This window comes from Natronorubrum thiooxidans (assembly GCF_900156475.1).
Classification (GTDB): domain Archaea; phylum Halobacteriota; class Halobacteria; order Halobacteriales; family Natrialbaceae; genus Natronorubrum; species Natronorubrum thiooxidans.
In genome coordinates this window covers 131344-142872 of the sequence record NZ_FTNR01000012.1, presented here as the reverse complement: position 1 = coordinate 142872, position 11529 = coordinate 131344, and the positions used below count along the sequence as shown (strand labels likewise).

The 11529-nt window shown below is 63.6% G+C and carries 11 protein-coding genes and 2 pseudogenes; 5 read left to right on the top strand and 8 right to left on the bottom strand.

Going from position 1 to position 11529, the window contains the following annotated elements:
* Positions 1-184: 184 nt before the first annotated feature.
* From BW940_RS15715 to BW940_RS15695, 5 genes are all read left to right on the top strand, one after another.
* Positions 185-1066: a dihydrodipicolinate synthase family protein gene (locus tag BW940_RS15715; RefSeq protein WP_076610165.1), complete on the top strand. Its 882-nt coding sequence runs from the start codon at positions 185-187 to the stop codon at positions 1064-1066.
* A 125-nt stretch (positions 1067-1191) separates the two neighbouring features.
* Positions 1192-1797: a heme NO-binding domain-containing protein gene (locus BW940_RS15710; protein WP_076610164.1), complete on the top strand. Its 606-nt coding sequence runs from the start codon at positions 1192-1194 to the stop codon at positions 1795-1797.
* A complete protein-coding gene (locus tag BW940_RS15705; protein ID WP_076610163.1) occupies positions 1790-3406 on the top strand; it encodes a methyl-accepting chemotaxis protein in 1617 nt (538 codons plus the stop codon). The genes BW940_RS15710 and BW940_RS15705 overlap by 8 nt, the downstream gene beginning before the upstream one ends.
* Positions 3407-3550: 144 nt before the next feature.
* Positions 3551-4654: a putative sulfate/molybdate transporter gene (locus tag BW940_RS15700; protein WP_076610162.1), complete on the top strand. Its 1104-nt coding sequence runs from the start codon at positions 3551-3553 to the stop codon at positions 4652-4654.
* Between the two features lie 199 nt (positions 4655-4853).
* Positions 4854-5327 (top strand): DUF7384 family protein, encoded by a 474-nt coding sequence (locus BW940_RS15695; RefSeq protein WP_076610161.1) that lies wholly within the window; start codon positions 4854-4856, stop codon positions 5325-5327.
* A 25-nt stretch (positions 5328-5352) separates the two neighbouring features.
* On the opposite strand, the gene BW940_RS15690 is transcribed toward BW940_RS15695, so the two are convergent.
* The 8 genes and pseudogenes from BW940_RS15690 to BW940_RS15655 form a co-directional block, all read right to left on the bottom strand.
* Positions 5353-5904: an XTP/dITP diphosphatase gene (locus BW940_RS15690; protein ID WP_076610160.1), complete on the bottom strand. Its 552-nt coding sequence runs from the start codon at positions 5902-5904 to the stop codon at positions 5353-5355.
* Between the two features lie 147 nt (positions 5905-6051).
* Complete coding sequence (locus BW940_RS15685; protein WP_076610159.1) at positions 6052-6333, bottom strand: DUF5808 domain-containing protein; 282 nt, start codon at positions 6331-6333, stop codon at positions 6052-6054.
* Between the two features lie 58 nt (positions 6334-6391).
* On the bottom strand, positions 6392-8122 hold the full coding sequence (locus tag BW940_RS15680; RefSeq protein WP_076610158.1) for a bifunctional N(6)-L-threonylcarbamoyladenine synthase/serine/threonine protein kinase: 1731 nt from the start codon (positions 8120-8122) through the stop codon (positions 6392-6394).
* A gap of 56 nt (positions 8123-8178) precedes the next feature.
* Positions 8179-8313 (bottom strand): 30S ribosomal protein S27ae, encoded by a 135-nt coding sequence (locus BW940_RS15675; protein ID WP_076610157.1) that lies wholly within the window; start codon positions 8311-8313, stop codon positions 8179-8181.
* A 1-nt stretch (position 8314) separates the two neighbouring features.
* The gene (locus tag BW940_RS15670; protein ID WP_076610156.1) at positions 8315-8632 is read right to left on the bottom strand and encodes a 30S ribosomal protein S24e; all 318 of its coding nucleotides are present in this window, start codon (positions 8630-8632) and stop codon (positions 8315-8317) included.
* Between the two features lie 95 nt (positions 8633-8727).
* Positions 8728-9741: a beta propeller repeat protein gene (locus BW940_RS15665; RefSeq protein ID WP_076610155.1), complete on the bottom strand. Its 1014-nt coding sequence runs from the start codon at positions 9739-9741 to the stop codon at positions 8728-8730.
* Positions 9742-10661: 920 nt separating this feature from the next.
* Positions 10662-10949: pseudogene (locus BW940_RS15660) on the bottom strand (tyrosine-type recombinase/integrase); the annotation flags it as partial.
* 11 nt (positions 10950-10960) lie between these two features.
* Positions 10961-11239 (bottom strand): annotated as a pseudogene (locus BW940_RS15655) (hypothetical protein); the annotation flags it as partial.
* Between the last annotated feature and the right edge of the window lie 290 nt (positions 11240-11529).

The window sequence follows — 11529 nt, the reverse complement described above, 5'->3', positions numbered from 1 at the left end:
TAGGAGTACCGGGGGTTTGGCGCTCCCAGTTGACCCCACCCGCAAGACCGCGGGCACCATTCAGATTCTAACTGGATTGGTGTCTGGTAGGGTTGCAAACCTGAAATTCCCAACGCAGCGGTGCAGTACCGCGGGATTCCTGCGACTTTAGGCGCAGGAGGACGTCAATGTGAACGTTTTACTCATGCACGGCACTGGCGTTCCACTTGTGACCCCGTTCGACGATGCTGGAGCGATCGATCACGACCGACTCGCGACGGTTGTCGACTGGCTCGAGACGAACGGAGTCGATTTCCTGGTCCCCTGTGGCTCGACTGGTGAAGCACCGCTGCTGACGGCTGATGAACGCATACACGTCATCGAGACCGTCGCCGAGACGACCGAGCTCCCGGTTCTCGCGGGGACGGGTCAGGAGGGGTACGAGCCGACCCTCGACACGACTGAACGCGCTGCCGAGGCGGGTGCGGATGCGGCACTCGTCGTCACACCATCGTACTACGGATCGGACGACGCGGCCCTCGAGTCGTACTATCGCGATCTCGCCGACGAGTCGCCGATCCCGATCGTGTTATACAGCGTGCCGAAGTTCACCGATCACACTCTCTCACCACAGACCGCTGGCTCGCTGGCCACACACGACAACATCGCAGGGATCAAAGACTCGAGCGGGAGCCTCGAGTCGGTCCAGCGACTCGTCACACTGACCGACGACGCGGCGTTTTCGGTGCTCGTCGGCAGCGGAAGTACGTATGCGGCGGGGCTTGCAGTCGGCGCTGACGGTGGCGTGCTCGCGCTGGCAAACGTCACTCCCGAACGAGCGAGTGCGATCTACCGCGCCCACGAGGAGGGGCGACTCGACGCGGCTCGAGCGCAGAATACGGCCCTCGTCGAACTCAACCGTGCGGTGACGGGTACCTACGGCGTTGCTGGCGTCAAAGCCGCCCTCGAACTGCGCGGCCAGGAAATCGGCGAGCCGCGCCGCCCGCTCCGGGCGCTTCCAGCCGAGGAGCGAGCGACGCTCGAGTCGATTCTCGACGCCGCCCTCGAGTCGACAGCCGATCGGTGAGGGCGCTGTCAACGGGTCAGCGGGAAAACAGCTAAGATGTAGTGACAGAAATAGCCGGCAGATATCATAATGATTGATAGATTAATTTTGGTGAACGGCTGGCGAGCCACTAGGGGGGAGACTGAATGCACGGTATAATCCTGAAAACACTGCAAGCGTTCGTCGTCGACACCTACGGCGAGGACGCCTGGCTGACGATTCAGCGAGAGGCCGACCTCGAGGAGAAGGTCTACGTTCCGGTAACGGTCTATCCGGACCGCGACGTCTACGAACTCGTACACACGGCTGGGGAACTCACCGATCAGAGCCCGCGGACGATTCTGGCACAGTACGGGAAGTGGGTCGTCCCGGCGCTGCTCGAGACCTACGCCCTCCATATCGACGACGAGTGGGATGGTCTGGAACTCATCGCGAACATCCAGCAGTTTCACACGTCGTTGCGGACACGAGATCTGACGACGCTGACGACACCTCGAATTCGGTCGGAACGGATCGACGAAAACCGGGTGAAGATCACGTACGACTCGGACCGAAAGCTGTGTGATATCGCTCGCGGCGCGATCGAGGGCGTCGCAGACCGCTTCGACGAGAACCTGGTTTACCAAGAACAGACGTGTATGCACGACGGCGACGACGCCTGTCGGTTCGAGATTCGACGGACGACCGACACGACGGCCGAACTCGAGTTCGAATCGACGGCCGACACACCAGCTGGAGGCAACGATGACTGACACCGCATCGGCGACCAGTTCGTCAGCGCTTCCGAACGCGCTGCAGTCGAACCGGCCGTTTGGCTTTGCCATCACAATCATGCTCGTCGGCGTCGCCGCCGTGGCCCTCGTCGGAGTCGCCCTCGGCGATCTGACGCCGGAGCGACTCGGCGTCGGCGTCGGCGGTGTCGTTGCCACCGGTGTGACGGCGATGCTCATCGCTGCAGTCTCGGATGCCCGAACCGCACCCCGTCAGCGTGACGAACTGCGTGCGGCGATCGACGACGTTGCCGATCGAACAGCCAAACTCGAGGACGGGACGTACGACGTTTCCTTCGAAACCGACGGGGACGACGCCGTCGCACCGCTCGAGGGCTCACTTGCATCGATTCGCGATCAGTTGGCAGCCAGTGAACGAACCGACCAGTCGCTGACCGACCTCGAGCGGATGGTCGAAACGCACGCGGAGACGACACGGTCGGTCGCTGACGGGAATCTCACCCAGCGATTCGATCACCCCGGCAGCCACGACGCGGTCGACGAGCTGGCGGGCAACTCGAACGAGATGCTCGCCGAAATCGAGGAGACGTTCACGACACTGAAGTCGTTCTCCGGCGAGGTCGTCACCTACAGCCACGAACTGAACACGAGTATGGAGACGGTTCGGGCCGAGGGTGACCGCACGAGCGACGCGCTGACCGCGGTCGTCGAGGACAACGAGGAACAACACGAACAGCTTCGGACGGTCGCCGCGGAGATGGAGTCGTTCTCGACGACGATCGAGGAGATCGCCGCGACGGCCTCGGAAGTCGCCGATACAGCGGATCGGACCGCACGGGCCGGACAGGAAGGAAGTCGCGCCGCCAGTGACGCGATCGACGGCATGGACGTGATCGACGCGGAGACCGAACGGACGCTCCAAGAGATCGAACAACTGGAAACGGAGGCCGAACAGATCGACGACCTCGTCGATTCGATCAGTGATATTGCTGAGCAAACGAACATGCTGGCACTCAACGCCAACATCGAGGCCTCGCGGTCGATCGACAGCAGCGAGCAGGGCTTCGGTGCCGTCGCCGACGAGATCCAGAACCTCTCCGAAGAGGTCTACGATTCGGTCAAATCGGTCGAAGAACGCCTCGAGACGCTCAGAGAACGGGCGATTTCGGCGGCCGACGAGGTCCGGACCAGCCGCGAGCGGATCGAGGACAGCGCCGAAGACGTCGAAAACGCCGCGAACGCGCTCGAGCAGATCGCCGACCTCGCCGAGCAGACGAACAACGGTGTCCAGGAGATCTCCGCAGCGACCCAGCAACAGGCGTCCGCGACCGAGGAGGTCGTCGTCCTGGTCGAAAACGCCGCCGAGACGAGCGATGCGACCGCGACGACGTCGGCGAGAGCCGCCCGACGGGCGTCCGCTCAGGCCGATGCGCTCTCACACGTCGCCCACAGCGCGACCGTCCTCACCGAACACGCCGGCGAGTTGAACGCCCATCTCGAGCGCTACGACACCGAGAGTGGCTACGAACTGCCGGAGGCAAGAGCCGCCGACGATATCGACCCCGAGGCGGTCTCGACGGCCAACCCGGTTCCGGAGACGATCGACGACGCCGAGCCCACACCGAGATAGCAGCCGTCCGTACCGTCTCGCCGGCGCTGTTTGAGCTTTTTTGGGCCGACTCGAGACAACCGAATCCACTAGTGGCGGTTGGAGAGCGTAACTTCGAGTGATTACAGACAAGCGTAAAGTGCCTGTCGGTCTTATCGCCGATAGATGGCGTACTCGATCCGTTCACGGCTCGGTTCCGACCTCGAGTTCTCGACGAGTGAACTGACGGGTGCGCTAGGAGATTCGGTTACAGTCCTCCCATTGCTGGTCGCGCTCGCGGCGACGACGAGCGTCTCGCTTCCCCACGTGCTGGTCGGCTTCGGCGTCTTCCAGATCGTCTGGGGGATGTACTACGGGATGCCACTCTCCGTTGAACCGATGAAAGCACTGATCGGCCTGGCGATTGTCGGCTCGCTCTCCTATCCCGAACTCGCCGCTGCCGGGTTGCTTGCGGGCGGTATCCTCCTGTCCGTGGGGAAACTCGGACTCGTCGGTCGTCTCCAGACGATCGTCGGCGAGCCCGTGATCCGCGGTGTCCAGTTCGCCGTCGCCCTGTTGTTGCTCGAGGCAGCCGTCGGGCTCTCGGCCGGGAACCTCTCGATCGCCGCGGCCGGACTCGCCGTCGTCGGCCTGCTCGCCGTCGTCGGCTATCGGGGAGCGAGCGTCCTGCTCGTCCTCGGCCTCGGTGGCGTCGTCGCCGTCGCGACGGCGGGGGTTCCGACACCCCGTCTCCCCGAACCCGCACTCTTTCCCGCAGGAGCGCCGACGCTGTCCGGGGCCGCACTCGAGGGAACCGTCGCCCAGCTCGGCATGACCGTCGGGAACGCCGCGATCGCGACTGCCGTGCTCTGTGGCGACCTCTACGACCGCGACGTCTCCGCCGACACCCTCTCAACGAGCATGGGCGTGACCTGTCTCGCAGCGATTCCGATCGGCGGCGTCCCGATGTGCCACGGCAGCGGCGGGCTCGCGGGGAAGTACGCCTTCGGTGCCCGAACCGGCGGTGCGAACGTTTTCCTCGGCGTAGGCTACCTCGCACTCGCGTTGGTCGCTACCGGCGCACTCCTCGCCGCGTTCCCGCTCTCCCTACTCGGCGTCTTGCTCGTCGTCGTCGCACTCGAACTCGCTCGCGCAGCCGTTTCCCCCATCGACGGCCATCGAGCGCTCGCAGTCGTCGTCGGCGTTGGCGTCGTCGGGCTGGCGATCAACGTCGGCGTCGCCTTCGTCCTCGGGACCGGCGCGTTCTGGCTCGCGTCTCGACTCGAGTAACGAGACCGACGACGGGCGAAAGCGGGCGTCCGGACCAGCGCAGGGACAGGAGACAGACCGCTTTTGCCCCCAGCCATCCAACAGCCGGCAATGACAGTATCCTGGGACTCCCTCTTCGACCGCGCCGCGGCGTACGACGTTTCCCTCGAGGCGATTCGGACGACGACCGACGAGCACTCGGATTCGGAGGACGGTGACGATGTCTGACCAGCCCGACCCCGCACGCGTCGTTGCAGACGCGGACGTGCTCGCCGCCGACCTCCTCGTCGATGGTGACGCCCGCGCAGCACTCGATCACGTCCGCAGCCACTCGTGGGTCGACCTCGTCGCGAGCGATCCACTCCTCGAGCAGACGGAACGACTCGTCGCAACCCTCGCCGATTCGGACCTCGCGGCCGACCACCGGGCGCGACTCGAGGCCGACCGCGTTGCCGTCGACCAGCCCGAAGGCGACCATCCGGCGCTCGCCTCGGCCTATCGCGGCGGTGCGGCCCACCTGCTGTCGTACGACGAGGGGCTTGGCTCGGCACGGGCCGGGCTCACGTTACAGCCTCGCGTCTCGGTCAGCGTTCGCCCGCCGGATGCGTTCGCGCGGCTGTTCGATCCCGAAAGCCTCTACGACGTCGTCGAAGGCGGGTCGTATCCGGGGCCGGACTGTGACCCGCGAGAATAGAGGTCGAACGCGGACTCGAGTCGCGTCATGCCTCGCGGTCGGCGTACCACTCGACGAACGCGGCGAGCGCGCGGCCACGGTGGGAGATCGCGTTCTTCTCCTCGGTGCTCATCTCGGCCATCGTCTGCCCGTTGTACTCGAAGATCGGATCGTAGCCGAACCCGCCCTCGCCGCGCGGGGCGACGAGCGTGCCGGCGACCGTCCCCTCGAACGTCTCGATGCCGGTTTCGTCTGCATAGGCGAGGACGGTCTTGAAGCGTGCACGGCGATTATCCTCCTCGCTCGCGAGCTGCCAGAGTCGCTCGACACCGACAGTGTCCTCGACGTACGCCGAGTACGGTCCCGGGAACCCGCCCAGTGCGTCGACGAACAGACCCGCGTCGTCGACCAGCACTGGCTCGTCGCTTCCCAACTCCTCGAACGCCTCGCGAGCGCCGTGGGCAGCGATCTCTCCGAGCGAGTCGCTCTGGATCTCGGTGTAGTCGTACTCGATCTGTTCGACGGGCTCGAGCCCCTCGAGATACTCGCGTGCCTCCCGAACTTTGCCTTCGTTGCCGGTGACGAATCGAATGGCCATGTACGAGGCGGGGGTCCCGGACGGAAAATAGGCGTCGGTTGCTCGATACAGACGCCGACACCCTCGAGCGATAGCTCTCAGCGGCTCACGGCTTCATACGGCAGGAACACACTCGAGTGCGGGTCACACTGTGACCCGTAACAGACGTTAGTTGCTGTCGTCGTCGACGATGACTTCGACGGGTTCGTCGTCAACGTCCTGTTGTTCCGACGAACCCTGTTCTTGCTGCCACAGGAGCGCCCCGGCAACGAGCACGACGACCCACGAGCGCCAGTTGGCGAGGTTCAGGGAGTACCCGACACCAAAGGGTTTCTCGACGAGCATCCCTTCGCCGGGCTGCCAGTACGACGAGAGCATGTTGCTAAAGCTCGGTCGTTCGAAGTTATACGGTACCCCGAGAATCTCTCCGGAAGTCGGCTTGTCTGCCATGGGTGACCGTACGGTCTCCCGTGATATGAGTATTGGGTGCTCGGCTCGACTGGCGCAGTCAGTCGGTTACGTACCGACCACGACCCTCGACGTCCTCGAGACGCTCGAGGACCCGCCCCTCGCCGACCTCTCGATACCCCTCCCGGACCGCCTCGCGGAGGGGGGCCGGCTCAGCCGCCGTCCCGACGAGACTCTGATCGAAGACGTGGAGATCCATCGCGTAATCCTCGACGTGATCGGTGTGGTAGCCGAGCCCGAAATCGATGAGAAACGTGCGGTCGTGCGTTCCGTCGCCGCCGTCGGCTCGAGATGCGCGTTTCGGCCGCCCGACCCTGACGTTTCGCGTCGTCGGATCGCCGTGGACGAACCCGGCCCCATGGAGGCGCGCGAGATGGCGGCCGACGTCGCGAACTCGCTCGACGGAGAGCCCCCCGCGGAGATCGGTCTCGCCGACGTACTCACACTCGAGTCGTGCCTCGATCGGGTCGACATCGACGAGTACGGGCGTCGGGACCCCTTCGCGGCGAGCGAGACTGGTCAGTCGCGCCTCGAGAGTCGTCCGCTCCCGGCGGAGGCGGTCATCGAGTTGGGGATGGCGGTAGGTCTTCGATTCTCGGTGTTTCGTGACGCGGCCAGCCTCGGGCTCGAGAGTAACGAGCGCTTCGGCACCACGGACCTGCGACTCGTCGGCGCGACCGGCCGCGAGGTCCGGTTCGTCGACGCGCTCGCGGTTCCTTACGTCACCGTTCGCAGTTTCGAGGTCCTCGCTTCGCTCGGACCTCCCACGCCAGCTGACGGGCACCTGATCGGGCCGGTAGTTCGGGTTCACGCGCGAGTCCGCGAGGTCGAGGGTGTCGCCAGCGTCGTACATCTTCGCGCCGAGCACGGCGATCATGCCCGCGTTATCGCCCAGAAACCGTGGGTCCGGCGCGTGGAAGCTGGCCCCGCGCTGGTCGCACATCTCCGAAAGCATCTCGCGCAGGCGGGCGTTCTGTCCGACACCCCCACCGAGGACGAGTTCGTCGCTCCCAGTCAGCGAGAGGGCGCGTTCTGCAACCTCGGTCAGCATCCCGAAGATGTTCTCCTGAAGCGAAAAGCAGATGTCTTCGACTGGAACCCCGTCATCATAAGCCTGCTTTGCAGCGCTCATGATGCCCGAAAACGAGAAGTCCATCCCCTTGACGACGTAGGGGAGATCGACGTACTCACCGTCTTCCGCTGCCGCTTCGACCTTCGGGCCACCGGGATGGGACCAGCCGACGTGGCGCGTGAACTTGTCGATCGCATTGCCGACGCCGGTGTCCATCGTCTCTCCGAGGACGCGATAGCGGCCGTTGCGATACGCGAGGAGGTGGGCGTTGGCTCCGCTCGCGTTCAGACAGACCGGCGAATCGAAACCCGACGTGTGGCGGCCGATCTCGAGGTGGGCAACCATGTGATTGACGCCGACGAGGGGGACCTCGAGCGCCTGACTCAGTGCTCGTGCGGCCGTTCCGACGATCCGCAGACAGGGGCCGAGCCCGGGACCCTGCGAGAAGGCAACGGCGTCGACGGGAGGCTCCGTCGCCGGCCCATCGTAGCTGTTGCGGGCGTGCTCGAGGGCGCGTTCGACGACCCGCGGAATCGCCTCGTGCATGTGCTCGGCGGCCTCGCGGGGATGGATGCCGCCGCTTTCGGGCTCGTAGGCGTCGCTCTCGATGACGACGTCGTCGGTTGTGCAGTCGTACACCGCCGCGCTGGCTGCCCAGGCGGTGCCCTCGATGCCGAGGATTCTGGTGTCAGAACTCACGTGTGGATGCTGCGTCTACAGGAATGTGCAAGACGTAGTGAAACCGCTCGGTGCCGTTATTCCCACTCGGTGTAGCCGCACTTGCCACAGTGGGTGCGGTCGCCGTGGTCGGCGAGGAAGACGTCGCCACAGCGGGGACACTTTTCGCGGTCGGTGGTGCCGTCGTCGTTGTAGAGTTCGTGTCGGGACATCTCAGGCCTCCTCCGCTTCGGCGTCAGCGTCGGCTTCCTCAGCGCCAATCTTGTTTCGCTCGAGCATGTGATCCTGTTCGACCTCTCGGGCGTCGTCGGCCGTGTCGTAGACTTTGGCCTCGCCGACGGTCTTTCGCATCCCGAACTTGGTGTCGAGTTTGCGGATGACGACCTCGTCAGAGTCCTTGTTCAGTTTGGCCGCGAGACTGTCACGAACCTGCAGACGAGAGGGCGTGGCGTCCTCGTGGGTCAGTTCGAAAGTAACGTCCGTTCGATGCAACATGGGGTTCTCCGTTTCGGAGATGATGTCGACGTCCATGATATCACTCAGTTACTCTACTATGCCCGTGTAGCGCCTAAAAGGATTTCGAAGCCGACACCGTCGCCTCGAGTCTGTTTCGGAGGGCCAGCGGTTTACTCCGCTAGCACGACCAGTCCACGCGGTGCCTGCGTCTCGAGTGCCTCGCCCCAGTCGATCTCGAGGCGCTCCCAGCGGTCGCCGAAATCCGCGGTGACGAACAGGCCACGATTGTGCAGCGCGTAGACGTCCCCGTCCTCGCCCGTGGTGTCGAAGACGGCACGGACGACGCCCTCGCCCATCGGTAGGCCGTGATCGTCGAGTCGCTCCCACGACTGGTCGCCACGCCGGCGATAGACGTACGACGCGGCTCGCTCGACCGTGTGGGCGCTCGAGGCACCGCGCGCACTGGAAATGATGACTGCCTCCGGGTCGGCTGGATCGACGGCCAGCCCCCAGCAGTAGGTGTGCTCGAGGCCCCCCTGTGGACGGGACCACGTTTCGCCGCCGTCGTCGCTTTCGGCGTAGCCGTCGCCGGCGGCGGTGTAGACTCGGCCCTCCCGGTGGGGATGGGTCGCCAGCGTGTGGTTGTCCCGTCGGGAGCCGGCCGGGCGTTCCCGCCAGGTCTCGCCGCCGTCAGGGCTCAACACGAACGCGCCGGCCTCGATTCCGACGTAGAGGCGGTCGGGATCGAACGGATCGCCCTCGAGCCAGCGAACGTGGTGGGTGTGCGGCCGCGGCGGGAAATACCACTCCTCGGCGGAGGGAAGCTCGGTCAGCCCCGTGAGTTGGGTCCAGGTGTCTCCCCCGTCCGTCGAGCGATAGACGCGACTCGGCTCCGTCCCGGCGTAGATCACGTCCGGATCGTGGGGGCTAACGGCGAGGGACATGACTGCCTCGCTGACAAAATCCGTCTCGAGGCGGTCGAACGACTCGCCACCGGTTCGGGATCGAAACACCCCGTCTTCGAAGGTCCCGACGAACACCCGTTCCGGTCGATCGGACGAGGCGGCGACACACTCGAGTTTCGAGCCCTCAAATCGCGTCGTGGTGGTCCACGCGTCGGGGCTCGAACCGGCGCTCGAGCAGACGAGCAGGCGGTCTCGCAGCGCAGCGTAGGCGGTCGGCATAGGGACAGAAACGCGTGCCAGCACCTAACCAATTCGGGGTCAGTGACCGACAGCAGTACGTATGAGAGCCGACGGCCGAGCAGAACGTACAACCGGTTCTGTTCACAACGCGGCCGTGATCGCACAGTCATCACTATCCGTGAACGTCCTCGAGTCCAGATATTATTTCCAAGAATAGAAGGAGAAAATTAGACCGGAAGTGATATGTGCTGGCTCTGCACAGAGCAGGTATGATTCAGTACTCGGATGACCGCTGTTCCGACTGTGGTGGCAGACAGAAGGTCCGAGCAGACAACTCCGTGTGGTGCCCGAACTGTGCGCTGTTTATTTCACCCAAAGCGGAATCGTGAGCGGCGACTGATACGGTCTGCTGTAACGAGTTACCGCCGATCACCAGAGACGGGGTCAGTGATCGGCGGTAAGTGACTACAGCAGTCCGTATGAGCGGGTCACTCGTGGATCGAGCGTGCTCGTTGTTGTGAGCGACTCGAGAGTTGCACACGGTGTGTCCGATTTCGTGTGACTAGTTGAAAACCGGATTCTGTCGATGTGCAACTCCGAGCGGTCAACCCAAAACCGCCGGTCCACCGAGTCACGAGTTAGAAACCAGACCAACTGTAGTAGTCGGTGACAACATCTATCGCCCCGTACGCTACCGCCAAGACCACCGCTGCACAAATCGCGAGGAAAATCAATCCGATAGACATGAAATACACTAGTGTTTCAGAGTCCATAATACTGGATCAGAGACGAGTTAATAAAAACATGGTGACAACCTATTACTGAAGCACCTTTCGTCCCCACCTTCGACGACGATTCGCGCCGCTCGTGAGTTTGCTCGCGGCGCAAGAATAGTGGACTCGTCGGGATAGTGAAATCCCGTTTTGTCGTGTAGTTTTGTGAATCATCGGTTTTGGATTTTAGTTCGGAATATCCTGGCGGCGAACCACCATCTTCTCACGTTCCGTTCGTGCGTCGTAGTGCTCGTACAGTACCTCGAGCGAGACGTCCATCCGCTCGCTGACCGTCTCGGGTGCCGTTTCCTCGTTGAGGTGGTTCGTGATCGCACCGCGGCGGATCGCGTGTGGCGATCGCGCCGACGGGCATTTCGACGGGCTCGAGTTGCTGTCTCTGGCCTCGCAGTCGCTCGGTGTCCGATCATGAAGACACCCCGCGTACGTGCACGGGTGTAGCGCGCGTATCACCCAGATCGAGTATCCTCGAACGCGTCGATCACGTGCGAGCGGCGGTCGCGATGATTCAATGCGAAGGAGGGGACGACCGTCTCGGTGGCGATCGAGCCGCCAGAGAAGACGTTCGCGACGAGCGTGTTCAGTGCGAGAAACGTCCCGTCTTGCATGGTCGCATCCAACCAGCCGTAGTCGCGGGCGATCTCGACCTGGGAGTCGAGGACGGCCGCCCACGGATCACTGTCTGCCCCGCCGTCGTCGGTGCGCGCGAGGTCACGCTCGTCGACTACGGGGGTATCCCAGTCCATCCTGGGTTTCAGATGTGAGACTTCAAATAGGTGTTGACTCATTGAACAGTCGAAAAATCGCAAGACGGCGTGGCTTCAAGGGGGTGCTGTAGGGTCTCTACCTCTCCCTAATTATCATATCTGAAAGTGACGCGAAACGTCGTTTTCACCAATGTATTGCAATACGGGATAATTATATATATACAGACTTCACTGGATGGAAGTAGCCCCGAAACACCGAGAAGGCAACGCCGAGGTGCGATTTCCAATCCCCCTCGAGCGTCACCGAGTGCTACCGTGGCACTCGAGAG